We start from the raw sequence: 26,107 nt of genomic DNA on the forward strand, positions 1-26,107 counted from the left end.
CAATAAGAAAGCTATCAAAATATTGCTTTTTTATTAAAATTATATTTATGATTAAGGTAGATAACATTACATTCAGATATAGAGAAACAGATACTCAACCAGCATTGAAAAATGTTTCTTTTTCTATTGAAAAAGGTGAGTATGTTGCTATATTAGGGCACAATGGTTCAGGTAAAAGTACTTTATCAAAAGTACTTGTAACTTTACTGAAACCTCAAAGCGGTTCAATTAGCATTGATGGAATTGAATATTCAAAAGAGAACTTACTTAAGATTAGAAAGAAAATTGGGATTATTTTTCAAAATCCAGACAACCAGTTTGTAGGTTCTAGTGTTGAAGATGATATTGCATTTGGATTAGAAAATAGAAACATTCCACACGAAGAAATGCATAAGTTAGTCAAAAAATATGCAGCAAAAGTTGATATGGAAAACTTACTTGAAAGAGAACCTGAAAGTTTAAGTGGAGGACAAAAACAAAGGGTTGCTATTGCTGCAATTTTAGCTTTAAATCCTGATGTTATTATTTTCGATGAAGTTACATCAATGCTTGACCCGAAAGGTAAATCAAGTGTTATTCAAATAATCAAAGAAATTAAAGAACAAAAAGATAAAACCTTAATCTCAATTACACACGATATGGATGAAGCAATTTTAGCTGATAAATGTTTAGTTTTTGCTAAAGGAAAATTAATTGCAGCTGGCTCACCAAAAGAAATATTAAAGAACCAAGAAATTATTGAAATAGCGAAAATTGAATCTCCATTTATTTACAGAATGAGCACAATGATTAATGGAATTGAACCAACATACAATGAAAGTGAGTTAATAGAAGAAATATGCAAATAAAAGTAAAAAAATTAACTCATACATTTAGTGTAAAGACACCTTGAGAGTTTACTGCATTAAAAGATGTATCTGCAACAATTAAGCAAGGTGAATATGTTGGTATTATTGGTGCTACTGGTTCAGGAAAGACTACATTAATCGAACATTTAAATAGATTACTAGAACCTACAAATGGAGTAATCGAATGAGTTTATAAGGATAATATTAGAAGAACATATAACTATGAACTATCAAAACTATTAGTTTCATTAGATAAAAAATATTCTGATAAAAACGATCCTAAATATAAAGCAGAACTTAAAGAAAAAAGTGCTCAAATTAAAAAAGAAATTAAAGCTAATGATAAGCAAATTAAAGAGTTAGAAAAAATCTATAAAAAAGAATACAAGATAGCTTACAACAAATTTAGTGAAGAATACAGTTATCATCAAACTGAAAGAAAATCAAAACTTAAAAACAAGTTTAAATTTTCATTTAGTAAAGAAGTTGAATTGTTCAAAAATGAATTTGATGCTAACTCTGAGACATTAAAGAAAATTAATGAGCTTAAATATGTTGAAGATTTTGTGACTCAACAAACCTACAAAAGCAAGATCAAATCATTAAGATCTATGCCTAAAAAAATTAGACAAAGAGTTGCTATAGCTTTTCAATTTGCAGAATATCAGTTATTTAAAGGAACAATAATTGAGGATATTGCATTTGGTCCGATGGCTTATGGTGTCCCAAAAATTAAAGCTTATGAAAAAGCTAGAGAATGTTTAAAACTTGTTGGATTAGGTGAAGAATATTTAGAAAGAAGCCCTTTTGAACTCAGTGGTGGACAAAAAAGAAGAGTTGCTCTTGCCGGAATTCTAGCAATGGAACCTGATTTCTTAGTTGTTGATGAACCTACAGCTGGACTTGATCCTCAAGGTGTTGATGAAATTTTAGAAATTCTTAATAACTTACATAAATCAGGAAAAACTATCATCAATGTAACTCATGATTTAGATAACATTTTAAAATACTCAAAACGTATTTTGCTTATGAAAAATGGACAAATTGTTAATGATGGTGAACCTTATGATGTTTTAAATGATGTTGAGTTTTTAAAGGAAAACAATCTTCAACCACCACATTTATTAGAGTTTGCCAATAAATTAAGAAAAAGAGGTGTAGATATACCTAAAGTAACATCAGAAGAACAATTGGCTTTCTATATTAATAAGCATATGGAAAGTAAGAAGGGAGTGTAATGAAAAGTGTATTTGGACGTTACATTCCAGGTGATGGATTTTTATATAAATTAGATCCTAGATTTAAGTTACTTATGGTTATTGTTTATATTGTAATGGTGTTTATGGTTAGATATTTCATTGATATGGTTATCTTACTTTTACCTCTTATTATTATTTATATTTACACAAATAAAAGAGTAAGACCATTACTTAAAATGCTTAAGTTACCTATCTTTGTGTCTGTTGTAATTTTTGCAGTCAACTTGTACACTATAACAAACGAAACAGTACATAATGATGTTGCTAATATGTTGAGCAAATCATATTTAAAAGATCATCAAGATGTAAATAGGTTAGCTCAAGCTTACTGGACGAATGGATTCTGAAGTTTTAACACTTCAGCAAGCAAAACTTTTTATAACACAATAATAGACACAAATGGTGTGTTATCTGTTTTTAAAGGTGAACATTCAAATGCTCTTATGCAAAAAGTTCAATATGGTGTTTCATTAGATAATATCAATAAAACATTGAGTTTATTTTTAAGAATTTACACAATGATTTTAATCACTACATTGTTAACAAACACAACAAGACCAATATTATTGACAAAAGCAATTGAAGATCTTTTATATCCACTTAAATTCATTTTTGTACCTACACACGTTATTGCGATGATTGTTTCAATCGCGCTTAGATTCATACCGACATTAATTGATGAATCAAATAGAATTATTAAAGCACAATCATCACGTGGGGTAGACTTCAAACATGGGAATATTAAGGAAAAAATTGATGCATTTACTACATTGATTATTCCTTTATTCGTTTCATCATTCTCAAAAGCTGAAGATTTAGCTAACTCAATGGAAACAAGAGGATACGATCCATATGCTAAGAGAACTAAATATAGAAAAATTAAACAATCTTGAATTGATTTAATTTCTTTATTAGTTATATTAGCTATATTATCATTCTTAATTGTAAATATTGTGTATCCAAATTACTTACCATTTGAGTACATTGCAACAAGAATTATTTAATTTTTAGGTCTATAAATCATACGTAAAAAAATGCGTGTGATTTATTTTTTTATATTATAATATATCTAAATTTATACAGCTGTAAAGCACTAGCGCTTTACACTTAATTAAGGAGGTAAAAATGGTTAAAATTAGATTAAAAAGAATGGGTGACAAGTTCAGACCAGTATACAAAATTGTTGTGGCTGACGCAAGATCACCACGTGATGGTAAATTTATCGAAGCTTTAGGACACTACAATCCATCTTCTAAAGAATTTGTTTTAAACAAAGAATTAACTGCTAAATGATTAAAACAAGGTGCACAACCTACAATTACTGTTGCTAACTTATTTAGAGCTCACAAATTAACTTCAGAACTTAAAAAATAATGAAAATTAATTTTCTTACTTTATTCCCTAGATACTATGAACCTTTTGTTAATGAAAGTATTGTTAACTTAGTCAAAGAAAAGGGACTAGTGGAATTTAATGTGGTTGATTTCAGAGACTTTTCTAAAGATAAACATAGAAAAGTTGATGATGAGATTTATGGTGGTGGTCACGGGCTACTTTTACAAGTAGAACCAATTGACTTAGCTTTAGAAAGTTTAGAAAATAACGGTGGATATAGAATTTTAGTTTCTCCACAAGGTAAACAATTCACTCAAGAAATAGCAGAGGAATTATCTAAAAAGGATCAAATCACTTTCATCGCCGGAAGGTATGAAGGGTTTGATGAAAGAGTACTTAATTTTGTTGACATTGAATTATCAATAGGTGATTATGTACTTACAGGAGGAGAGTTACCATCAATGGTAATGGCTGATAGTATTATCAGATTACTTCCAGGAGCCATTAGAGATGAATCACATCAAAATGAATCTTTCCAAGGTAGAGGTTTATTAGAACATCCACAATATACAAGACCAAGAGAATACAAAGGTTACTTAGTACCTGAAGTATTACTTAATGGTGACCATAAGAAAATTAAAGAATGAAAAGAGCAGGCTAGTTTAGAAAAAACTAAAAAGAATAGACCTGACCTTTATGAAAGGATAATTAAAAATGAGAAATAGATTATTAGAGTTAGTAGAACATCCACAATTACGTACAGACTTACCTGAATTCAAAACAGGAGACAACGTTAAAGTTCACGTACGTATCCGTGAAGGTGAAAAAGAACGTATTCAAATTTTTGAAGGTTTAGTAATCAGTAAAAAAGAATCAGGTACAAGAGAAATGTTCACAGTTAGAAAAATTTCTTACGGAATTGGTGTTGAAAGAACATTTCCAGTTAACTCACCTTTAATCGCACACATCGAAGTAGTTCGTTCAAACAAAGTTAGAAGAAAAAGACTTTACTACATGAGAAATCTTAGTGGAAAAAGTGCTCGTCTTAAAGAAATTAAAAAGAACAAATAATTTAATCACAATACCTTATTACATATGAAACCAGTTATAATGACTGGTTTTTTGTATAAAAAAATAGCAACAAGTGCTATTTAATCATTTCATATAAGTCTTGCTCACTTATAATCGGAACATTTAATTTGTTTGCTTTATAAAATTTAGTTGCCCCAACATTTTCTCCAGCAACCAAGTAATTTGTTTTGCTTGAAATTGAAGATGAAACAGTTCCTCCATTTTGCTCAATGATTTTTGAAAGTTCATCTCTAGAAATTGAATGTGTACCTGTAATTACAAAAGTTTGCTTTTTAAGTTTATCTGATTTAAATTCATTATTTGATGATTTGTAAATTAACACACTGTCTAATTTTTGTATTAATTCTTTATTTTTATTATTTGCGACAAAATCTTTAAGTGATTGAACTATTTCAGGTCCAATTGAATTAATTAAAAGGTATTCATCAAGGTTAATTTCGAATAGGTCTGAAAGTTTTGTTAATTTTTCTGAAATCATTTTTGCAACTACTAGACCTATGTTTTTGATTCCTAAACCAAATAATGCTTTATGTAATTCAACATTTTTTGCTTCTTCAATAGAAACTAAAATGTTATTTAATCTTTTATCAGCGATCTTGATTTTAACAACAGGATTTGATGAATTTTCTTTGAAGAATTCAAGAATTTCATCAGCTTTATCCTTTAGATTGAAAATTGAATATTGGTCTGTAATTCAACCTTTATCAAAGAAGAAATTAAGTGTCTTTTCGCTTAGTGAAACAATGTTAAGTGCATCTCTAGAAACGAAGAATGATAAGTTTCTAGTTAGTTTTTCATAACAGTTTGTATTTTCACAAAATTGATCAACAATCCCTGGATATTCAACTAAAACTGAATTACAAGAAGGACAATTTAGAACCTTAGGAAAAATTGAGTTTGTGTATTTAGTTTTTAACTCAATAATTTTAGGAATAATTTCACCAGATTTGATTAAAACAACTTGGTCACCTATGTTTATGTTCATATTAGAAATGAAATCATAGTTGTGAAGTGTTGCATTTGAAACTGTTGTTTGAACTAACTCAACGGGATCAAAACTTGCTACATAAGTTATTTTTCCGGTTCTACCTACTGTAGCTACTATCTTTTTAATAATTGGATACGCTTCTTCGGTTTTGTATTTATATGCAATTGCATATCTAGGGAATTTAGCAGTTTTACCTAATAAATCTCAATATTCAAGTTGATTCAGTTTGATGACAAAACCATCACAGTCATATTCAAATGAATCTTTAACTAATTCAAACTCATTAATTCTTTTGATTATTGATTGAAAATCTTTTTCTACATAGTGATATTGATGTGTAGGTAAGTTTAATGATTTCAAGAAATCAACAATCTGTGATTGTTCTTTTAGTCCGTGCTCTAATGGATCTACAATATCATACATAATGATTTGAAGATCTCTCTGAATGATTAATTTACCATTTTTCTGTCTTAAAGTACCTGCTGCCATGTTTCTGGTATTAGCAAAATAATCTTCTGTAGGTTGTTTTGGTTCCTTTGGAAGCGCTTTTATTTTACCGCTATTGTAATCATCTAATTTAGCTAAATAAGCTGGTCAAGTTTTATTAATAAATTCAAGTTTCTTCTCTTCGAATTCTTCTTTTAATTGTTGATTAATTTCAAGGAATTTAGATTTGTTAATATAAATTTCCCCTCTTATTTCAATTGGTTTTAGATAATTAATTGTTTTAGGAATGCTTTTGATGATTAAAGCATTTTTAGTAACATCCTCACCAACTTTACCATCTCCACGAGTTACTGCATTTGCTAATTTACCATCTTTGTAAATTAATGAGATTGATAGACCATCAATTTTTGGTTCAAGATTGAAGTTAATTTGTGATGAATTTATAGGTGCTGTAGCATTTTTAATAAAATCATTAACTTCTTCTTGTGAATATGCTTTAGCAAGTGAAAGCATTGGTTTTTGATGAGTATATTTAGAGAAGTTCAAACTTGGAACACCACCAATTTTAGTTGTGGGAGAATCCTCTTGAATAAACTCAGGATACTTAATTTCAAGCTCCTCAAGTTCTCTTAATTTACTATCATAAACAAAGTCATCAACAAGTGGTTTATCTAGATTGTAGTAAGCGTGATTGAGTTTATTTAACTCATTTGTAAGCTCAATAATGTAGTCTTTTATTTCGTTTTTTGTAGCAGGTATTTTCATATTTTTAAATTATATAGCTTATATAAAGTTTTAAACAAAATAAGCAAATTAGTAAGTTATTTGCTAAATTTTCGACACATTATTTTTATATTTGTATATAATTAAAATATTAATAGATTGAGGAGAAATTATGAAGTTCGAAATTAGAGAGTTCACAGTTGATAAAAAAGAATGATTAACTGTACAAAATAATGTTTTAAGTTACTTAGAATCAAATAAAAGAGAAGGTCAGAAAATTGATCAAAAACTCATTTTAACATCAGCATCAAACGCTTATATGGATTCAGTTAAACAAAAATTAATGGAAGAAATGAATCTTAAAGATGCAGATAAAATTGCATTTTTACCAGTTCCACAAGATGTTAAATTCACAATTGAAGATTTTTCATTTAAATTAAAAGTTTTCTATGAAAATAACCTTGAAAAATATAATTTAGATATTAAACCTGAACCATTTAAGTTATTATCAAATGACTATAATGCAAAAATTGATGAGTTTTATAACTTATTTATTTCAGGTTACAAATTTAAACTTAATGTTGATAGAGACGTAGTTGAAACTAACGATAATGTAATCATTGAAACTAAACCTGCTGATATGCAAGAAGCTAAATTTGAAAAATATCAAATTATTGCAAATCCTGAAAGTGAACATCAATTTGAAAAACAATTAATTGGTGCAAAACTAGGAGAAGTTATTACTGTAAATTATGCAGGAAGAGACTTTTTAGTTAAACCTATTCAAATTGTTGAAATTAAAGAAATGCCAATTACTGCAGAAAATGTTCATTTATTAAATATTGACCAAATTAAAAATATGGATGATGTTAGAAAATATGTTGAAAAAACAATTTTAGAACAAATTGTTAATGATTCTGTTTTTGCTTATGGTGAAAACATTTTAAGTCAATTATTAAAAGAATTTAATCAATTGCTTGAAATTGATGATGAATTAATTGAAAACGATATGAAAGAATTTAGATTTAAAGAAGACTTCGCAGGAGATAAAAGAGAAGTTGTTAAATCAACAATTATGAACTACTTCTGAACTATGTTATTCAATAAGAAAATAGGAATTAAAATTGAATATAGTGAAATGGAAGAAGAAAGACAAAAATTATTCACTATTTTTGGAGAAAAAGCTAACCAATTCGGCGTTCAAGCAATTTCAAATATTGTTTTACTTAAAAAACTAGGGACATACTACTTATCAAAAAATGAACCTGCAGTTTTTGAGGAAAATAAAGAATACCTACAAAAGTATTTAAGCAAATAAATGTATTAAATCAAAAACACCTCAATAATGCCACGAGGTGTTTTTGATTTTTTATAAACTGATTACAAAATCTTCTAGCTTGAACTGATTATATGTGTTTTTGTGTACTTAAAAATTAAAGTTTTATGACTATTTTGCAATTCTAATTATCATAAGAATATTACTTATATGACTAGGAATTTTTTAATTATTTAATGGATAATAATATAAAATATGTTTCATGAAGAATAAAGATAATTTTGCAAATGAAAATTGCAATAAAACTACTACACCAAAATCATCTTGAATTACTAATTATTTCAAATTTAAGTCAAAGAAAATTGACCTTATTAATAAAGCTTCAATGAATCTGGATGCTAATAATTCAGCAGTGATAATTAACCCTGCTGATATTAAAAAAGAAGAAGAAAAATTAAAATACAAGATGGCCAAGTATTTAAATAATTCAAAACAAAGTAAGCTTACATTTAAGACGTTTTGGGTTAAATATTGATTAAAACTAGTGCTTACTTTTGTATCAGCATTAATTTTTAACTTTGGAATTCACATCTTTTTATCAAAAGCAGACACGATTCCTTCTGGAATTACAGGAATTCCTACTATTTTGCAATATTTATTTCCTGTTTTAAGAAACTATTTTGCTTTAATTTATTTTGCATGTAATTTACCTTTATTCATTATATTTTGAAGAAAAGTCAAGTTTAGTTTTATAGGATTAACTTTATTCTTTATGCTTTGTTTACAATTAACAAACTTTATTTTCACAGAAGAGCATGTTCATTCATTCTTGTTTGAGAAAATCAATTTAGTTCCTATTGACTATGATAATTACAATATATCAATTAAAGATACTAAAGCAATTGTTGAAGTCGCTTCAACACCTGGGCAATCTAATTTAAAAGAATTAATTGATTTTAAACTAAACCCAAGTGCATTTAGTGCTGAGAAAGCTGCAGAATTTGAAAAATACGCTCAATATTCAATTGAACAATTAACACAATTAGCTTGATATTCAGATGGAATTAGCTGAGGAGTTTTACTTTATGGATGTCTTGGAGCAGTATTTATTGGTACAGGAATAGCTATTTCATGAAAAGCTGGTGGTTCAACTGGTGGAACAGATATTATTGCTTATTACTTTTCAACAAAACATAAGAAAAGCGTTAGTTTAATTCTTGTTATTGTTGGTTTCGTAACAGCAGTTACATTTGTACTTATTTATGGATTTGTTCGTCCGAATCAAAATGGTGAGTTATTCGGAATGAGAGAACTTTCAACATTCTCATACTTAATAGTTACTAACTTAGTTGTTGGTATGTTATATCCTAAATATAAGAAAGTAAACTTAACAATTATTTCATCAAATCCTGAAACAATTATTGCTTACTTCAAACTTATTAATTATTGACACAGTTACAGAATTGAACGTTTCAAATCAGGTTACACAGGTAAAACTTCAATTAAAATTGAAACTACAATTCTTCTTCTAGAAGAAAAAAACTTAATTGCTGATTTAAAAATAATCGATCCTACTGTTTGAGTTTCTTGCTCAAAAGTAGCTAAAGTTTCTGGTAATTTCAATACAAACTATGTAGAACAGTAAAAAAACTGTTCTTTTTTGATCAATTTTTACTATATAAATGAAAGGAGGCTAACTATGAAACTTAATGATCTAAAACCACTAGAAAAAGAAAAGTATTCGCAAATTCAACCTGGGTTTTCATTTGCTACTTTAGTTCCGTTAATTCCATCGATAGTTCAAGGCGCAATATCTATTCTTGGTTTATTTAAGACATTTACATCAAATTCAGGTTCAGTTAAAGGTAAAGATCAAGAATTCAAGTGAGATAATACTGTTAAGAAGACTTCTAATGTAATTGAAAATTACTTATTATTTTAAAGAAATCCTTATTCATAATTTTTCAATTTAAAGTCATCATTTCATTGAAAAAAATTTGTATAACTTCTATATTTTAAGACTAAAAAAACTTACTAATTTGACTTTATTACTATATAATAAGCATGTTACATTTGTAACCGTACTAAAGAGGTTCATCAAGTGCATAAGCCACCTCAAAGACGAGCCACATTTTGGAGGTATTGCATGTTTGCAATTATCGAATCAGGTGGAAAACAACTTTTAGTTAAAGAAGGTCAAACAATCTTCGTTGAAAAACTTGAAGGTCAAGAAAACTCAGAAGTTAAATTTGACAAAGTTTTATTAGTTAACGATAAAGTAGGGAGACCTTACTTATCTAATGCTGTAGTTTACGGAACAATCGAAAAACAAGGAAAAGCAAAGAAAATTGTTGTATATCGTCACAATGCAAAGTCTACTCACAAAAGAAAATTAGGACACCGTCAACCTTACACACGTGTTAAAATTACAAAAATCGAAGGGTAATTAGAATATGGCACACACGAAAGCCGGTGGTTCTACCCGTAACGGTCGTGATTCTCATAGTAAGCGTTTAGGTGCTAAATTAGGTGATGGACAATTTGCAACAGCAGGATCAATCATTTACCGTCAAAGAGGAACAAAAATTTTCCCAGGACAAAATGTTGGTCGTGGTGGAGACGATACATTATTCTCAAAAATCGATGGATACGTAAAATACGAAAGCAGAAGAAACAGAAAGTATGTTTCTGTATATCCTGAAAGACAAAACTAATTTTAATTTATATAGTAAAACGTGCCACAGCAATTATGTGACGCGTTTTTTTATTTCTAAATTTCAGTAACAGAAGTAATTAAAGTAGCTCCAGACTTAATAAGCTGATTATTCAAATCACCAAAATCATCACTAGGGAAACATTTTATATCCTTACCAATATCAGCAAAGTAATTTACTAACTGTATTGCTTTTGAGTCTCCTTTTAAGGAAAATGAAATAAATTGTTTGCTTAATAAAGAACTTAATAAATTTGCTTGTTTAAAATATTCTCTTCTAGGATGACAATTTAAGGGATACTGAGATATATAAAGTTCATTTGGTTTTAAGGTTTGTTTTAAAATCTCATCATTAAAACCTTCTTTTAGAATGTGAATAATAGAACCATTGTGATTTCTATAAAAATCAACAATAGATTTTTCGCTTTCTTTATAGTCATTGGTAATTAGCACGTGAGAATTAACCATATTTTCAAGCTGTTTTTCAGAATTAAAAGTATCTAGCATGTTTCTTTCATCAACTAAATAAACTTTATTTTTGTTTTTAAGTAGTGTAGTGTTTCCATACATATAAAGTACATAAGGTGGATATTTAATAATGTTTAAATTCAAAGGATATTCTTCATCTAAAATGGTGATGAACTTTATTTTCTTTTTCACATACTCTTTTACTCATTGTGTTAATAGATTCATATCGATTTTAGGAATGCTTTTAAGATTTTTATAAATTATGTAGTTATTTCCCTTGTGTAAGTTAGATAAATAAAATAATATTAAGTTCATTTTCTCCTCCTATTTACAATAGTAAATTTAGCTGAAAATGAACTATTTTTATACCTAGTACACTATTAGTTTAGTTTAAATAAAAAGCCTTTGTTTTAGTATAAATTTAATATAATTACTTTAAAAATTATTAGGTTTATTTTTATTCATTTTATCTAGGAGAAAATATGAGAATTGCATTTTTTGATTCTAAAGATTACGATATTAAATACTTTGAAAAATATAATGATGGAAGACACGAAATTACTTTTTTTAAAGAGAACTTAAACTTATATACAGTTAAGTTAGCTAAAGGTTATGATGCTGTATGTGGGTTTGTTAACACTTATGGTGACAAAGTAATTTTAGAAGTCTTAGCAAAAATGGGTGTAAAAGTTTGATTGCAAAGATCAATGGGATACAACAAAATTGATGTTGCTAAAGCTAACGAGTTAGGAATTCACGTCTACAGAATTTTCAACTACTCAGCTGAAAGTATTGGTGAATTTGCTTTTGCAGGATTATTAGCACTTAACAGAAATCTTTTAATTGCTAATAAAAGAGTTAAAGATTACAACTTCTCATTAAATGGACTTGATGGACTTTGTGTTGGAAATTCAACAATTGGGGTTGTTGGTTCAGGAAAAATTGGACAAACATTTATTAAAATTGCTAAAGCAACAGGTGCTAGAGTTTTAGTATTTGATGCATTTGCTCAAGATAACTTCCCTCAATTAGCTGAACAATTCGGATTTGAATGAGCTTCATTTTCAGAAATCTTACAAAACTCAGACTTTATTTCAATCCACTGTCCTTTATTACCTTCAACAAGATACTTATTTGATAAAGCTGCTATTGATATGCTTAAACCAGGAGCAATTATTATCAACACAGCCAGAGGAGAAATTATTGAATTACAAGCAATGATTGATGGGCTCAAATCAGGTAAAGTTCGTGGATTTGCAACTGACGTTTTAGAAAGAGAAGAAGGAAGATTTTACGAAGACATTTCATCAAGAATTAAAGAACTTAAAGAACAAGATCCTCAATGAGCAGAATTAATTGAAATGGACAACGTTTTAGTAACATCACACCAAGCATTCTTAACAGATTTAGCTTTAACTCAAATAGCTAAAACAACATTAGAAAATGCAGACGCTGCGCAAGCAGGAGATTACTCAAAAGCATTAGTTTTATTAGAGAATGGAAAAATACAAAATGGTTAATACACAGGAATTATTAATTAAGAAAAATAACTTTTTCAAAGATTTATTCAGCTTCTTTAAATTAAGAGCATCAGAAAGACAAAATGCTGAGAAACCAGCTGATTTAAAAACTTGAATCATCCACGGTTTATCAGAATTTATAGGAACAATCTTTTTATCACTTGCATTAGCAGGTCTATCAATTCACACATCTTCAGGTAAGATTGTTGAAGAATATATGTTACATAAAATCATTGTTGGATTTTATGCAGGATTTATTGCCGTTGGGGTAGTGTTATTCATCTTCTTACGTTGAAGTTGTGACCTCAACCCAGCTGTCACTATTTATCGTTATATAAACGGTAGAAATAATGGTTACTATGCTTTATATAAAATTGCAATTCAATTTTTAGGAGCATTTGCTGCTGCAGGATTTATCTATTTATTTGGATACTTATCAGTAGGGGCAGATAATTTACCTAATGCCCCAATTACTGCAATTGGCGCTTACAAAGCTTCTTTTGTTGCAGAATTAGAAAAAGGTTCAAATCCATCAGCAAACCACGTTTTAGCAAGTGGAACAGCGTGAATTTTCTTTGTTGAGTTAGTTATGACAGCTATCTTATTGTTCCCAATTTTTTCACCAAACATTAACAATAAATACCGTGATTTAATGATTATGTTCATCATTTCATTATCAGTATGAATGGGACTTTTAGGTGGGACAGCAGCTATTAACCCAGCTAGAGGATTAGCTCAACAATTACCTGCATTCTTTACATCAGAAACTCATGTTGGTGAACATTTAGGAAAAAAAATTACTGAAATAGCCCCTGATTTTGGCTTCGATACTTCAGTAACATTAGAACAATTAAAAAATTCATTTGCATTTGATTCATTAGTTTACGCAACATTTGCTATGTTATTAGGGGATTTATTAGCTCCAGTATTCTATGCATTTATTCAAGGATTCACACAAAGAGTTGTAAACCCATTTGTTGTTAAAGTTATCGCATTTAAAAACTTTAGAGCAGACTCAATGACAACACCAGAAAAAGAAGCAAATAAACCAAACAACAATAAACAATAATAATCTTAAGAATCACTTCTTAAAGTGATTCTTTTGTTTCTAATAGGAAAGGATAATATGAAAAATAACGAATTAGCCTTGGAGTTAGCTTCAAAAGAATTAAACATTCCTACAAATCAAGTTCAAATAGTTTTAGAAATGTTATCTAATGGAGATACAGTTCCGTTCATTTCACGTTATAGAAAACAACAAACTGGTGGGCTTAATGAAGAACAAATCTATCAAATTGAATCTATTTACAAATACAAAGAAGAGCTTTTAGATAGACAACAAGCAATTATTAAAATTCTAAGTGAAAAGAATTTACTTACAGACAAGCTTAAGGAACAAATCTTAAATACAACTGTCAAAAGTGAATTAGAGTCAATTTATGAACCATTCAAGGTTGGTAAAATCACAAAAGCAACAAAAGCCGTTGAACTCGGTTTAGAGCCACTTGCAAAGAGAATTTTTGAGAATAAAAACCCTCAATTTGATGTTGCAAGAGAAGCTAAAAAATATTTAACAGAACAAGTGCCTACAGTTGAATTTGCTATTGAGCAAGCTAATTTCATTATTGCACAGTGAATTTCACAGAATGTAGAAATTAAAAAACAAATTAAAGAATCAATCTACAATTTTGGAAGAATTAAAACAACAAAGTCAAAAAAAGTTAATGATGAAAATGATGATTTAGTATTCTTAAATTACTATGATTTTTCAACACCTATTAAATACATTAAAAACCACAATGTATTAGCAATTAATAGAGGTGTTAAATTAGATAAACTGAAACTTGAATTTGAGTACAAACACGAACCATTAGTTATTATCATTTTAAAAGCTATCGATAAAACAAGAAACAATAAAGACAATGTTATTGATGCGATTAATGATTCACTCAAAAGACTTATTTTACCTAGTTTAGAAAGAGAAATCTTTAGTGACTTATTTGAAATAGCTGAAAAAGCAAGTATTAATATATTTGCAAATTCAGTTGAAAAATTATTAACTGCTCCAGCAATTACAGGGCACAATATTTTAGCCATTGACCCTGCATATGTTAATGGATGTAAAATAGCTGGATTATCTGAAAATGGAGAAGTTTTAGGTATTGCTAAAATTTACCCTAACAAACCACAAGAAAAAGTTGCAGAAGCAACTAAGGTAGTTTTAGATTTTATTAACAAGTATAAAATTACTATTGTTGTTATTGGAAACGGAACAGCTTCAAGGGAAACTGAATTATTTATTTCTAATATTATTAAGCAAAACAATTTAAAAGTTAAATATGCTATTGTTTCTGAAGTTGGAGCTAGTGTGTATTCAGCTTCTCAAATTGCAATCGAAGAATTCCCTAACTTAAGTGTTGAAGAAAGAAGTGCAATTAATATCGGTAGAAAATTCTTAGACCCATTAAATGAGTTAGTCAAAATTGATCCTAAGTCAATTGGTGTGGGTCAGTATCAACATGACTTAAATCAAAAAGAATTAGAACAATATTTAAACTTTAAAGTTCAAAAAGTAGTTAATGAGTTTGGTGTTGACTTGAACACTGCTACAAAGCATATTTTGATGTATATAGCAGGTTTAAGCAAAAAGATAGCTCAAAATATTATTGAATACAGAAATAGTAAAAAAAGTAAGAATTTCGAAAACAGAAATGAACTTCTCAAAGTTCCTGGATTAGGTCCAAAAAGTTTTGAGCAATCAGTTGGTTTCTTAAGAATATTCACTTCATCAAACTTCTTTGATAAAACAATAATTCACCCTGAATCATATAAATTAGCATCAAGAATTGTTGAAAAATTTAACTTACAACCTAATGAGCAAGGGATAGATGTTTCCAACTTAAATGCACAAACAATTGCTGATGAGTTAAATTCGGACATTTATACAGTTGAATTAATACTTCAAGCATTATCAAGTCCTACTAAGAAAATTGTTGATAATAAATCAGGATTTATCTTAAAAGACAGTGTGTTAGATGTAAATGATTTAAAAGTTGGAGATACAATTCAAGGAACTGTTGAAAATATTACTGATTTTGGTATATTTGTTTATATCGGAATTAAGAAGAATCTATTTATTCACGTAAGTAATTTAAACTTAAACGGAAATGAATCGATTTTTGATAAGTATTATCCAGGTTTAGTGATTAACTCTGAAATCACTGAAATTGACTTACAAAGAAATCGTTTAAGTGGTAAAGTTTTATAGGACTAAAAAAATGAATAGACCAGTGTATAAGGTCTATTCATTTTTATTTAAGCTTAAAATTAAGTTTTAAAACAGAGTTTAATGAGCTTTCTCCATAAGTTTGTGTGAACTCGTGGATTTGAGCAACAACGTGCTTGCTAGCTCCAAGTAAGAAATTGAAATTTCAATTCTTGCATTGTTCTTCCATATATTGCAATAAATGGTATCTTGCAATAATTGAAGCACATGCAACTGATAAGTGAATATCTTCAGCTTTATTAACTAGCAATGTTGGTAATTGTAATTCATTTAATTTAGCTCAGTTATTTTCAATAAAGAATTTTTGATGATATTTTAATATTGAATTAGTTGTCGAATATTTATCAATAATAATTGCAGTTGCTTGAATTTTGTATTTTTTAGCTAATGAACTCAATGCACTTGCATGAGTGAAAAATTTAAGTTCATTAGCATTATAAGACTTGCTTAATTTGTTATATCCAGCTTGAGTAAGTGTGTAAACGGAATATTCAAGAAATTCCATTAATCTAGGAGCTAAAGATAAAATTTGTTTATCAGATAGTTTTTTAGAATCCTTTACACCTAATGAAGCAACAAATTGTTTAAGCTTATTTGGTAAATAAACTGCACAAGAAACAAGTGGTGTTCAGTAATCGCCGACCCCTGTTTCATCAACCCCGATTACTTGTTCTAAATCAACATTAAGTTGTTTGATATCATCAAGATATTTCATTATTCTTCCTCGATAGCTTGAATTTTTCTTTTACGTGCGTTTGATTTTTCTATCTCGGCTTGTGGATTGTCTAAGAATTTGTGAATGTATTCTCCAACTCCACCTTCTTTGTTTGTTTTAGAAATTCTAATTGATGCATATTTTTTAACGTCTTTTGAAGCATTAGCCATAGCTACTGAAATGTTTGCGATTTTAAACATAGGAACGTCGTTAAATCCATCTCCTAATGCAATTGTGTTTTCAACTTTAACGTCGTAGTATCTAATTAACATACTTAAAGCTTTACCTTTGTTAGCTGTAATGTTAGTCATATCAAAAACAGGTGTTAAACCTTCTCCTTTTGATCAGTATGAGAATTCAGCTAAGTCACCATATCTTGATTTAAGGTATTTTCTAAGTTCTTCAATGTTTGTTGTCTCTTTAACGTCAAAGATAATTCCTGTAGGCATCAAAGGAATTTTGTATAAGTCTAAACCGATACGTAATTTTGAACTTGTTTTAAATCCGAAAACTTTTTCAAGTTCTTCATCGCGGTGATCTAATTGAACTCAGTCTGGTCCTTCAATAGCGATGTTTGAAACTTCTTTTTTAACTTTAGGATCACCTAAAATGTATAATGCTTCATTTAAGTTTAAATATTTAATGTAAGGGATGAATTCTTGATCATATGGATGGTGAATATGCGCTCCATTGTAGTTAGCAACGATTGTGTCAAGACCTAATGATTCATAAATGAATTTAGTACTTCTTCAAGGTCTTCCTGTAAGGATACATACAACGTGTCCTTCCTCTGTTGCTCTTTTAATTGCGCTAAGTGTTCTGTCGTGAATAACACCTGTTGCACTAGATTGAAGTGTTGTACCATCTAAGTCAATAGCAAATAAAAATTTTTCTTTTTCTGCTGCCATAATCTACCTCTTTCTTTAAATTATTTTTGGAAAATTTTATTCCTATGGCATAGGAATATTAATTGAAAATACAACATATTTGTAAAATATGTTTATAAATTATAAAGTATTTTTTAAAAAACGGTAATTTGTGAGAAAAATTGTGAAAAATTCCATAAAAAAGTGAAAAATTGCAGTTTTTATCCTTAAATTTAGAGATTTTGTAAAAAGTTAAAAAAAATAGACTGAAAAATCTTTTTTCTATATAATTAGTTTAAACATTATTATTTATATTAAATAATAAAAACTTAACTTGTTAAATAGAGGTAGTGATGATTAAGTATCAAAGAATTCTTTTAAAACTTTCCGGAGAAGGTTTTGCAAACAAAGAAAAACATTTAGCAATTGACTATGATTTAGTTCACAAAATTGCATTACAACTTAAAGAAATTGTAGCTAAAGGTATACAAGTATCAGTAGTTATTGGTGGAGGAAACTTCTGAAGAGGTGCTTCTGCTGAAAAAAATGGAATTAACAGAAATAAAGCTGACTATATTGGAATGCTTGCTACAATTATGAATGCTATTGCCTTAGGTAGCGGTTTCGAGCGTGTCGGACTTAAAGCTAGAGTTCAAAGTTCATTAAACATTGATCAAAGAGTAGCTGAATATTACATTAATGAAAAAACAATCAAATACTTAGAAGATGGTGAAGTTGTTATCTTTGCCGGAGGGACAGGTCGTCCATTCTTTACAACAGATACAGCAGCAACATTATATGCATCAGAAGTTGGTGCTCAAGTTATTTTAATGGGTAAAAATGGAACTGATGGAATTTATGATTCAGATCCTAAGAAAAATCCTGATGCAAAACATTATGATCACATCACTTATGATGAAATCTTAGAAAAGAAATTACAAGTTATGGACTTAACAGCCACAAGTATGGCTAGAGACAACAATATTAATTTAATTGTGTTTAACTTATTAGAAGAAAATTCAATTTTAAATGCACTTGAAGGAAAAATCAAACATACAGAGGTTACTAAATAATGGAATTAGATATTTATTTATTAGATTTTGCTGAAAAAGCAGAAAAAGCACTTTCACATTACCGTTTTGAATTATCAAAAATTTCAACAGGTAGAGCTAACCCTCAATTGATCAAAGGCATTCGTGTCAATTACTATGACACACTTACACCACTTGAAGAATTATCAAACATTTCAGTTCCTGAACCACAACAATTATTAATTAAACCTTATGATATTACATCAGTTAAGGAAATTAATAAAGCTCTTGAAAAAGCAAACTTAGGTGTTATGCCAATTGATGAAGGAAGTCAAATTAGATTAAACTTCCCTCCTCTTACAACTGAAAAACGTAAGGAAATGGTTAAATCATTATCTAAGTTAACTGAAAATGCTAAAGTAGGTGTTCGTAATGCTCGTCAAGAAGTTAATAAAGCTATCAAAGCTGATGAAGAGTTATCAGAAGACGAACAAAAAAGATACTTAGATGTTATTCAAAAAGAAGTTGATAAAGAAATTAGTAAAATCGACAAAATTACAAGTGAAAAACAAGAAGAATTAATGAATAAATAAATGTCAAACTAGCTTTTTAGCTAGTTTTATTGTATTTATAAGAAAGGAGACAATATGACTAATGAAACAATTGCAGCAATCAGCTCAGGTTCTCATATAAATCAACCAATTTCAATTGTTCGTGTATGTGGTCCTGATGCAGTAAATGTTGTTTCTAAAGTTTTTAAAGGAAAAATTGGCGCAGATCACACAATTTCATATGGTTTCATTCACGATAATGGACAACTTATTGATGAAGTTTTAGTTATGTCATTTGTTGGTAAAAAAGATGCAAATGGTAATGATGTATTCAATAACTATGTTGGCGAACCTTTAATCGAAATTAACTGTCACGGTGGAATTGTTGTTACAAACAAAGTTTTAAGTTTATTACTTGAAAATGGTGCTAGATTAGCTGAACGTGGTGAATTCACAAGAAGAGCTTTTTTAAATGGAAAAATGGATTTAATTAAAGCTGAAGCTATTCACGATTTAATTATGGCTCAAACTTCATCTCAAGCACTTGCATCAGTTAATAAATTCAAAGGTAAAACTTCAGGTTTAATTGATGAGTTTTTAAATAAGATTGCTGTTTTAATCGGTCTTGCTGAAGTTAATATTGACTACCCTGAATACGATGATGTTGAACGTTTAGATTCAATTAATATGTCAGAGAAAATTTCTGTTTTAATCAGTGACCTAGAAAAAATAGTAAAAATTTCAGAGGATTCTAGATATGTTTTTGAAGGAGTTAAAGTTGCATTTTTAGGAAAACCTAACGTTGGAAAAAGTAGTATTTTAAATGCACTTTTATCAGAAGATAAAGCAATTGTTACAGATATCGCAGGAACTACAAGAGATTTAGTTGAAGCCACCTACAAAATCAATGATATGTTATTTAAACTTGTTGATACTGCTGGTTTAAGAAACACTCAAGAAATTATTGAAAAAATTGGTATTCAAAAATCATTAGATCAAATTGAAAAAAGTGATCTTGTAGTTCACGTTGTATCTGCAAATGAATCTGAAGATGATTTTGATAAATTAATTGAGCAAAAATCAAAAGAGTTAGGTAAGTTCTATTTAAAAGTTATGAACAAAAAAGACTTGCTAAAGTCAGATAAGTCATTAGATGATAACGTTATTTATATTTCTGCTATAAATAACGATATTGAAGCATTAGAACAAGGTTTAGTTTCGAACTTCCAGAATATCAACATTTTAGATGAGCGTATTTTTTCAAATACACGTCAACTTTCACTTATTAAGCAAGCTTTAAATTCGCTTAAGGATGCTAAAAATGCACTTGACAACTATGCGACTTTTGACATGATTATCATCGATTTATATGCAGCGTGAGATCAATTACAAAATATTAAAGGAAATGTAAACAGAGAAGATTTATTAGATGTTATGTTCAGCACTTTCTGTTTAGGTAAATAATATGAGTTCAAAGAAAAATAAATTTGTTGATGCACATAATCATTTATCAATGACCGCTTACAAACATGAAGAAATTATCGATATGATTTGCGAGCAAGCTTATGCTAATAGACTTGAATTTATGATTGTTAATGGTGGTCACGCTGAAGAAAATAAAGAAGTTATCAAGTTAGCTAAAAAGTATCCTGATTTAATTAAACCTGTTATAGGAATTCATCCTGAAGATGGAATTGATGAGAATGATTATTTAAGATATAAAGATTTAATTGATCAGACTATTGTTGGAATTGGAGAAATTGGATTAGATTATTTCTATGAAGAAGGTGTTCCATCAAGAGAAAATCAAATTAAATCATTTAGAAACCAAATCAAATTAGCACAAGAATTAAATCTACCCATTGTTGTTCACATTAGAGATAAAATCGACCAATACCAGGCTTACCAAGATGTTTATGATATTTTAAAAGAGTTTCCTAACATCAAAGTTATGCTCCATACATTTGCTGGAAATATGGAGTGAGCTAAGAAATTTTTAGAATTTAAAAATCTTTATTTTTCATTCAGTGGTGCTGTTACATATGGAACAACGAACCAAACTAGAGATATTATTGAGTTTTTACCGCTTGAGAGAATTCTTACAGAAACTGACGCTCCATTCTTAAGAGTTCATCCATACACAGAACAAAAAAATGAACCAAATACAGTTTTATTTGTCGCTTACTACATAGCAGGAATTAAAAAAGTGGGCATGGATAAATTCACAGATAGAATTAATAAAAACTTAAGGACTTTATTTAATTTATAATGCAAAATAAAAAAGAAGTTTATGCAAAAAAGAAGTTTGGACAAAACTTCTTAAAAGATCAAAACATTTTACGTAAGATAATCAACGTATTTGATGTAAAAGAACAAAAAGTGTTGGAAATAGGACCGGGTAGAGGTGCTTTAACTAATTATCTTTTAAATGCAGGTGCTTATGTAACTGCTTTTGAAATTGATGCTGATATGGTTGATGTTCTAAATAAAGAAATAAACAATCCTAATTTTAAACTTATTCATCAAGACTTCCTGGGAGCTGATATAACTAATTTTAAGGACACTTACATTATTGCTAATATTCCTTATTACATAACAACTGATATACTATTTAAAATATTTGAAAACAAAGATAATTTTGAGGGTGTATTAGTAATGGTTCAAAAAGAAGTAGCGCAAAGAGTTTGTGCTAAACCTAATACAAAAGATTATTCAAAATTATCAGTTTCATCACAATTTTTAGCTGATTGTAAATTAGAATTTATTGTTCCTGCAAATGCTTTTTCACCTGCTCCAAAGGTGGATTCGGCTATTTTATCTTTGAGATTTAAAAATAATGTTTCATTAGATGAATGAAATTCAATTAAGGATTTCTTCAAATTATGCTTTGAAAACAGAAGAAAGAAACTTTCTTATTCATTACAAAATAAATATTCAAAAGATCATATTCTTAATATATTTAAACAATTAGGGTATGATGATAATTTAAGAATTCAACAATTATCAGTAGAGAAAATTGTTGAACTATTTAATATGTTGGAAAAGTAAGTGTAACCACTTGCTTTTTTTCTAAATTATAAAAAGTAAAATATTATAAAAAATACTAATAGTATTTAAAATAAGGCATATAAAAATTAGGGGCGAATGTAAAAAAAAAAAAAAAAAGTATAATAAAAATATAGGACAAAAAACAATTCGGAAGGGACGTTTATATGAAAAAGATTGAATTTAGATTTAGTGAACAAAATCCAATGAAATTGGTTTTGATTGAAAATGCTTATGCTGGTGATATTATTGATTTGTCAAGCTTAAGTAATAAAGAATTATTCATTTTAAGTAGCAGCATAAACAATGAAAGAAATGACGATATTAGAAATCAAGTAAAAACAGAAATACTTGAAAATCTTACAAATTTACCTGAATATAAGGTCAATGTTCAAGGTGTGATTGATGAGTATGATAAAAAGATTGCTTCACTAAAAACAGAACTTGAAGTCTCAAAAAGAGCAAGACAAGACGAAATTGAAAAATTAGAATCATCATTTAAATTAGCTCAAGAAATAGAAAAACAAAAGCAAGCTAATGCTTATAATGATTTAAAAAATCAGTTAAGTGAATTAAATGCTTCTATGAATTCGACAATTGAAGCTGAGAAAAGCAAGCTTGAACTAAATAATATTAAAGCAATAGAGAAAGCTAAAGAAGAATACAAAAAAGAATTAGAAAAAGAAAATCAAGTTAAGAATAATCAAATTATCGAAGAATTAAAAAACAATTTTAAAGAGCAAATTGAAGAACTTAAAAAAGAAAAAATTGAAGTTCAAAATAGATTAGAAGCTGCCAACGACACAATTGATGCTCTTAAAACAAGTAAATCATTATTATCTTCAAAGAGAGTTGGAGAAAACTTTGAAGAACAAATCGCTCACTTATTAGATCAGTACACGAACTTGGATGATTTAGTTGATTATGAAAAAACAACAACTAATATTGATGGTACAAAACCAGACTTCTTAGTTACTTTCTACAAGAACGAAAATAATAATAGAGTGAAAATTGGTTCTGTTGTTATTGAAGCAAAATCAGAAACGGAAAATGGCTCACAAAAGAACTCACAATTCATAAATAAATTAATCAAAGATCAAAAAGCTCGTCACGCAGAAACTGCATTCCTAGTTACTGAATTGGAAAAAGAAGATGACTTTCTTGTAAAGATTGAAAGAGATAAAGATAACAAGAACCAAGTTTGAGTAATAAGATTACCATTTATGATTCAAATGTTGCAACTACAACGTTATATGTTTTTAAAGGCTTCTGAATTCAATTTTGTCGAACTTAGAGATAAAATGAAAATTCTTGAAGAATTTGAACAATTCAAAAATAAACTTTTAGAAACAAGATTAGAAGCACTTAATAAAGTTGCGACTGATATGAAGAAACAAGTTGAAAAAATTCAAGATTCAGCTAATACACTTGAAAACTTACTTACAAATGATCTTGAAAGAAAATTCAGATACTTAGTTGATGAAGTTGAAAAATTCAAATTAACTAAGAAAATGAAAAAAGTTAATTGAGATAGTGCACCACAATCTGTCGAAGCTAAAACTCCACATTTAATCGAGGGAGCACAAGAAGCTCACATAGTTGAAGTAGAAGAAGAATAGAAAAAGAAAATCAGCAAATAAACTGCTGATTTTTTCTAATCCTTTTTATATTTATTTACTTTTTCTCTTTTGATTTTAGGTAAATTCAGAACCATTGTAAACTCACCTTTAATAGAGTCTAAATTTGCAAAGTGCTGAAGAATTTCGCTAGCAGACCCATAAAAAAGATTTTCGTGTAGTTTTGTAAGTTCTTTAGCTAAACAAATTTTTTCTTGTCCATTAAATACAGAATTAATGTCTTCTAAAGTTGAGATTAATTTATGAGGCGACACATAATAAATGTGTGTACCGATATTCAATTCTTTAAGTTGATTAATTCTTTGTTGAGTTTTGTCTTTAATAAAACCGTGAAATGTAAAGTCATTAGTAAAGTTAGAAGCAACAAATGCTGTTATAGCTGCATTTACACCTGGAATAATTTCGATATCTATGTTGTTTTTTCTTGCTTCTGCAATAACTTCAAATCCAGGATCTGATACAACAGGCATACCTGCATCAGATACTAAAGCAACGTCTTCTCCATTAGATATTAAGTTAATAATTCCTTGAGCACTATGTTTTTCGGTGAAATTATTGTATGTTAATAATTTTTTATTTGATATTTCATATCTTTGAAGAAGTTTAGAAGTGACTCTTGTGTCTTCGCAAGCAATTATGTTTACCTCTTGTAAAGTTCTTAACGCCCTTAAAGTTATATCTTCAAGATTACCGATTGGTGTTCCTACAATATATAATTTAGCCATAGTACTCCATTAATTTGTTTAATAAAAGTTGTTTATGTAATTCAAAATTACCTTGAAAGTTTTTTGAGTTATTAAAGTCATCTAAGTCAACTATAAATGTTAATAAGTTAGGGTGCTTTTCTAATAATTCTTGTCTTAGTTTATTTAGTTCTTTGTGCAATGGTAATGTTTGGAATTCTAAAAACTTACCTAATATGAATGCTTTTAATAGTGATAAAACAAAGTGTGCATCTTTATCGTTATCCTTATTTATTAGTGTTCTATCTAAATATTCAAACATATAAATTTTATTTAATAAAGATTGTCTCGTAGCAATTATGAAACCTGCAATAAGGTGTTGATATTTAACTAAGTTTTCAGAAGCTTCAGTTAAAAAAGTTAAATCGTTAGAAAGCATTTTGACAACTGAAAAAGTTGGATCATTTTTCAATGAAGCAAATTTTTCTTCTATTATATCAGGTGAGAGAATATCAACTTTTAAGACTTGTGCACGTGATAATATGGTTGGAAGAACATTATTCAGATTGTTTGTTGTCATTATAATAACAACTTTATCTGATGGTTCTTCAATTGATTTTAAAAGTGAATTAAGTGCAATTAATGAAGAGTTTTCAATGTTTTTAATGATAACTATTTTGTACTTATCAAAGTTGCTTGAATAAGAAACTTCATTAAAAACATTTTCAAATTCTTCTTTTTTAATAGGTTCTTCTGAACCGTCTAAATAGTAAATGTTAGATGGCAGGTTTAATTTGTCTAATTTAGCTATTGGAGCAGGGTTAATCTTGTTGATAAAATCTAACAAATCGTTGTCAAAATTGTAGTTACTACTAGCAGTTAATAAAAATAAATGATTTAGCTTATTTAATTTTGCTGAATCATTTATTGACTTTAATATAGATTGATTAATCATTACTCAAATGATTTAAGGTAAGATAAAAATTTTGGACTTTGTTGTAACTGCTTGATAATATCTTCTAAAACTTCATCTTCTGTTTGAGTAGCGTCAATAATAATGAAACGTTGAGGGTCTGATTTAATCATTTCTAAGTACCCTTTGTAAACATCGTGGTGGAATTGTAATTTTTCTTGTTCCATTCTGTCTTCAACTAATCTTGTTTCTTCACGACGCTTTTTAGCTTGCTCTGGAGTTAAATTTAAGAAAATTGTAATATCTGGCATTGTCCCATTAATAACTATGTTAGTAATAGCTTTTGTAAATTCAATACCTAAATTTCTTGCATATCCTTGATATGCATAAAAGCTATCTACATATCTATCACAAATAAGAATTTTATTTTCTTTAAGTGCTGGTCAAATTACTTTTTCTAAGTGAATTCTTCTACTTGTTGTGTATAAAAGAGCTTCAGCAACAGGTGAAAGATCTGATTCTTTGCTTAAAATAATTTCTCTAATTTTTTCAGCTTCTTTAATCCCTCTACCACCAGGTTCTCTTGTTCAAAGAGCAGGAATGTGTGGGTAAAGTTCCTGAAATTTTACGTAAAGTTTCTGTGTTAAAGTAGTTTTACCACTACCGTCTAAACCTTCAAATGATATAAACATAGTTTCCTCCAGATGATTG

At 28.5% G+C, this 26,107-nt stretch carries 27 protein-coding genes; 20 read left to right on the forward strand and 7 right to left on the reverse strand.

Annotated features, from left to right (window positions below; all coding sequences use genetic code 4):
- The first annotated feature begins 47 nt into the window (after positions 1–47).
- From ACMZI9_RS01055 to rplS, 6 genes are all read left to right on the forward strand, one after another.
- Positions 48–848 carry an energy-coupling factor transporter ATPase gene (locus tag ACMZI9_RS01055; RefSeq protein ID WP_323176742.1) on the forward strand — a complete coding sequence of 267 codons (801 nt, stop codon included), beginning with the start codon at positions 48–50 and terminating at the stop codon, positions 846–848.
- A complete protein-coding gene (locus tag ACMZI9_RS01060; protein WP_323176741.1) occupies positions 839–2,086 on the forward strand; it encodes an ATP-binding cassette domain-containing protein in 1,248 nt (415 codons plus the stop codon). The genes ACMZI9_RS01055 and ACMZI9_RS01060 overlap by 10 nt, the downstream gene beginning before the upstream one ends.
- Positions 2,086–3,111, forward strand: a complete 1,026-nt coding sequence (locus ACMZI9_RS01065) for an energy-coupling factor transporter transmembrane component T (RefSeq protein WP_323176740.1) — start codon at positions 2,086–2,088, stop codon at positions 3,109–3,111. The genes ACMZI9_RS01060 and ACMZI9_RS01065 overlap by 1 nt, the downstream gene beginning before the upstream one ends.
- A gap of 121 nt (positions 3,112–3,232) precedes the next feature.
- The gene (gene rpsP, locus ACMZI9_RS01070) at positions 3,233–3,481 is read left to right on the forward strand and encodes a 30S ribosomal protein S16 (protein ID WP_257089094.1); all 249 of its coding nucleotides are present in this window, start codon (positions 3,233–3,235) and stop codon (positions 3,479–3,481) included.
- On the forward strand, positions 3,481–4,167 hold the full coding sequence (trmD, locus tag ACMZI9_RS01075; RefSeq protein WP_257089092.1) for a tRNA (guanosine(37)-N1)-methyltransferase TrmD: 687 nt from the start codon (positions 3,481–3,483) through the stop codon (positions 4,165–4,167). The genes rpsP and trmD overlap by 1 nt, the downstream gene beginning before the upstream one ends.
- On the forward strand, positions 4,157–4,513 hold the full coding sequence (gene rplS, locus ACMZI9_RS01080) for a 50S ribosomal protein L19 (protein WP_257089090.1): 357 nt from the start codon (positions 4,157–4,159) through the stop codon (positions 4,511–4,513). Before trmD ends, rplS begins: the two co-directional genes overlap by 11 nt.
- Before the next feature lie 76 nt (positions 4,514–4,589).
- Here the strand turns inward: rplS and ligA are convergent, their stop codons facing one another.
- On the reverse strand, positions 4,590–6,734 hold the full coding sequence (ligA, locus tag ACMZI9_RS01085; RefSeq protein ID WP_416099067.1) for an NAD-dependent DNA ligase LigA: 2,145 nt from the start codon (positions 6,732–6,734) through the stop codon (positions 4,590–4,592).
- Between the two features lie 130 nt (positions 6,735–6,864).
- Here ligA and ACMZI9_RS01090 point away from each other — a divergent pair, with 130 nt between their 5' ends.
- The 5 genes from ACMZI9_RS01090 to rpmA all read left to right on the forward strand — a co-directional run bounded on the left by ACMZI9_RS01090 (position 6,865) and on the right by rpmA (position 10,682).
- Positions 6,865–8,010 (forward strand): trigger factor-related chaperone, encoded by a 1,146-nt coding sequence (locus ACMZI9_RS01090; protein WP_323176738.1) that lies wholly within the window; start codon positions 6,865–6,867, stop codon positions 8,008–8,010.
- Between the two features lie 220 nt (positions 8,011–8,230).
- Entirely contained in the window at positions 8,231–9,613 is a 1,383-nt protein-coding gene (locus tag ACMZI9_RS01095; protein WP_323177729.1) for a YitT family protein, read from the forward strand.
- Positions 9,614–9,667: 54 nt separating this feature from the next.
- Positions 9,668–9,910: a hypothetical protein gene (locus tag ACMZI9_RS01100; RefSeq protein ID WP_323177730.1), complete on the forward strand. Its 243-nt coding sequence runs from the start codon at positions 9,668–9,670 to the stop codon at positions 9,908–9,910.
- Positions 9,911–10,114: 204 nt separating this feature from the next.
- Positions 10,115–10,414: a 50S ribosomal protein L21 gene (rplU, locus tag ACMZI9_RS01105; protein WP_257089080.1), complete on the forward strand. Its 300-nt coding sequence runs from the start codon at positions 10,115–10,117 to the stop codon at positions 10,412–10,414.
- 7 nt (positions 10,415–10,421) lie between these two features.
- The gene (gene rpmA, locus ACMZI9_RS01110; RefSeq protein WP_257089078.1) at positions 10,422–10,682 is read left to right on the forward strand and encodes a 50S ribosomal protein L27; all 261 of its coding nucleotides are present in this window, start codon (positions 10,422–10,424) and stop codon (positions 10,680–10,682) included.
- A 56-nt stretch (positions 10,683–10,738) separates the two neighbouring features.
- On the opposite strand, the gene ACMZI9_RS01115 is transcribed toward rpmA, so the two are convergent.
- Positions 10,739–11,464 (reverse strand): DNA-processing protein DprA, encoded by a 726-nt coding sequence (locus ACMZI9_RS01115; RefSeq protein WP_416099068.1) that lies wholly within the window; start codon positions 11,462–11,464, stop codon positions 10,739–10,741.
- A gap of 167 nt (positions 11,465–11,631) precedes the next feature.
- Here ACMZI9_RS01115 and ACMZI9_RS01120 point away from each other — a divergent pair, with 167 nt between their 5' ends.
- From ACMZI9_RS01120 to ACMZI9_RS01130, 3 genes are read left to right on the forward strand one after another with little or no spacing between them, the layout of a single operon-like run.
- Positions 11,632–12,669 (forward strand): NAD(P)-dependent oxidoreductase, encoded by a 1,038-nt coding sequence (locus ACMZI9_RS01120; protein WP_416099069.1) that lies wholly within the window; start codon positions 11,632–11,634, stop codon positions 12,667–12,669.
- Positions 12,647–13,738 (forward strand): aquaporin, encoded by a 1,092-nt coding sequence (locus ACMZI9_RS01125; protein WP_416099070.1) that lies wholly within the window; start codon positions 12,647–12,649, stop codon positions 13,736–13,738. Before ACMZI9_RS01120 ends, ACMZI9_RS01125 begins: the two co-directional genes overlap by 23 nt.
- A gap of 57 nt (positions 13,739–13,795) precedes the next feature.
- Positions 13,796–15,937 carry a Tex-like N-terminal domain-containing protein gene (locus ACMZI9_RS01130; protein WP_416099071.1) on the forward strand — a complete coding sequence of 714 codons (2,142 nt, stop codon included), beginning with the start codon at positions 13,796–13,798 and terminating at the stop codon, positions 15,935–15,937.
- A gap of 43 nt (positions 15,938–15,980) precedes the next feature.
- Here the strand turns inward: ACMZI9_RS01130 and ACMZI9_RS01135 are convergent, their stop codons facing one another.
- On the reverse strand, positions 15,981–16,670 hold the full coding sequence (locus tag ACMZI9_RS01135) for a ribonuclease HIII (RefSeq protein ID WP_323176731.1): 690 nt from the start codon (positions 16,668–16,670) through the stop codon (positions 15,981–15,983).
- Entirely contained in the window at positions 16,670–17,578 is a 909-nt protein-coding gene (locus tag ACMZI9_RS01140; protein ID WP_323176730.1) for a Cof-type HAD-IIB family hydrolase, read from the reverse strand. The genes ACMZI9_RS01135 and ACMZI9_RS01140 overlap by 1 nt, the downstream gene beginning before the upstream one ends.
- A gap of 311 nt (positions 17,579–17,889) precedes the next feature.
- On the opposite strand from ACMZI9_RS01140, the gene pyrH reads away from it, so the two are divergent.
- From pyrH to ACMZI9_RS01170, 6 genes are all read left to right on the forward strand, one after another.
- Positions 17,890–18,609, forward strand: a complete 720-nt coding sequence (gene pyrH / locus ACMZI9_RS01145) for a UMP kinase (protein ID WP_323176729.1) — start codon at positions 17,890–17,892, stop codon at positions 18,607–18,609.
- Complete coding sequence (gene frr, locus ACMZI9_RS01150; RefSeq protein ID WP_323176728.1) at positions 18,609–19,160, forward strand: ribosome recycling factor; 552 nt, start codon at positions 18,609–18,611, stop codon at positions 19,158–19,160. The genes pyrH and frr overlap by 1 nt, the downstream gene beginning before the upstream one ends.
- A gap of 54 nt (positions 19,161–19,214) precedes the next feature.
- On the forward strand, positions 19,215–20,582 hold the full coding sequence (gene mnmE / locus ACMZI9_RS01155; protein ID WP_323176727.1) for a tRNA uridine-5-carboxymethylaminomethyl(34) synthesis GTPase MnmE: 1,368 nt from the start codon (positions 19,215–19,217) through the stop codon (positions 20,580–20,582).
- 1 nt (position 20,583) lies between these two features.
- On the forward strand, positions 20,584–21,387 hold the full coding sequence (locus ACMZI9_RS01160; protein WP_323176726.1) for a TatD family hydrolase: 804 nt from the start codon (positions 20,584–20,586) through the stop codon (positions 21,385–21,387).
- Complete coding sequence (rsmA, locus tag ACMZI9_RS01165; RefSeq protein WP_323176725.1) at positions 21,387–22,166, forward strand: 16S rRNA (adenine(1518)-N(6)/adenine(1519)-N(6))-dimethyltransferase RsmA; 780 nt, start codon at positions 21,387–21,389, stop codon at positions 22,164–22,166. Before ACMZI9_RS01160 ends, rsmA begins: the two co-directional genes overlap by 1 nt.
- Before the next feature lie 164 nt (positions 22,167–22,330).
- Entirely contained in the window at positions 22,331–23,782 is a 1,452-nt protein-coding gene (locus tag ACMZI9_RS01170) for a DUF2130 domain-containing protein (protein WP_323176724.1), read from the forward strand.
- Positions 23,783–23,817: 35 nt separating this feature from the next.
- Here ACMZI9_RS01170 and rsmI read toward each other — a convergent pair whose 3' ends face one another.
- Genes rsmI through tmk form a run of 3 tightly spaced genes read right to left on the reverse strand, consistent with a single transcriptional unit; the run spans position 23,818 to position 26,088 of the window.
- A complete protein-coding gene (rsmI, locus tag ACMZI9_RS01175) occupies positions 23,818–24,525 on the reverse strand; it encodes a 16S rRNA (cytidine(1402)-2'-O)-methyltransferase (protein WP_323176723.1) in 708 nt (235 codons plus the stop codon).
- The gene (locus ACMZI9_RS01180) at positions 24,518–25,438 is read right to left on the reverse strand and encodes a hypothetical protein (RefSeq protein ID WP_323176722.1); all 921 of its coding nucleotides are present in this window, start codon (positions 25,436–25,438) and stop codon (positions 24,518–24,520) included. Before ACMZI9_RS01180 ends, rsmI begins: the two co-directional genes overlap by 8 nt.
- Positions 25,438–26,088, reverse strand: coding sequence for a dTMP kinase (gene tmk / locus ACMZI9_RS01185; RefSeq protein ID WP_323176721.1), 651 nt, complete (start codon positions 26,086–26,088; stop codon positions 25,438–25,440). The genes ACMZI9_RS01180 and tmk overlap by 1 nt, the downstream gene beginning before the upstream one ends.
- Positions 26,089–26,107 lie beyond the last annotated feature (19 nt).

It is taken from the genome of Mycoplasma sp. 4079 (assembly GCF_047785185.1).
Taxonomy (GTDB): Bacteria; Bacillota_I; Bacilli_A; order Mycoplasmatales; family Metamycoplasmataceae; genus Mycoplasmopsis.